General features: G+C 61.5%; 1 protein-coding gene. It reads left to right on the forward strand.

Annotation, left to right across the window (positions count from 1 at the left end; genetic code table 11):
• Positions 1 to 54: 54 nt before the first annotated feature.
• Positions 55 to 276 carry a helix-turn-helix domain-containing protein gene (locus AB9F27_RS22115; protein WP_369758234.1) on the forward strand — a complete coding sequence of 74 codons (222 nt, stop codon included), beginning with the start codon at positions 55 to 57 and terminating at the stop codon, positions 274 to 276.
• The last annotated feature ends 111 nt before the right edge of the window (positions 277 to 387 follow it).

The following is a 387-nucleotide window of genomic DNA, read 5'->3' on the forward strand; positions in this document are numbered from 1 at the left end:
CCTCGGCGATTTCCCTAACGAGCCGAAACCTGGCTTTCTCTGAGCGAGAAGAAATTGCATTGGAATGCGCGAGGGGGGACAGGTATCCGCGCAATCGCGCGCAAGCTGTCGCGGTCACCCAGCACGGTATCGCGGGAGATCAGGCGTAACTCCGCGACACGTGGGGGCGACTTCGACTATCGCGCGATCACGGCGCAGTGGCTTGCGGATCGTGCAGCGCAGCGCCCAAAACTAAGTAAGCTGGCGAGTAACCCAGCCCTGCGCGATTATGTGTAGGACCGTCTGTCCGGTCTTATCGCTACGCCGGGTGGCATCGCCTTCGATGGTCCTGTTGTGGTATGGAAGGGGCGGCGGGCTGTTCATCGGCAAAGTCGGCGCTGGTCCTGT

Origin of the sequence: Falsihalocynthiibacter sp. CO-5D18 (assembly GCF_041205445.1) — a bacterium.
GTDB lineage: Bacteria > Pseudomonadota > Alphaproteobacteria > Rhodobacterales > Rhodobacteraceae > Falsihalocynthiibacter > Falsihalocynthiibacter arcticus.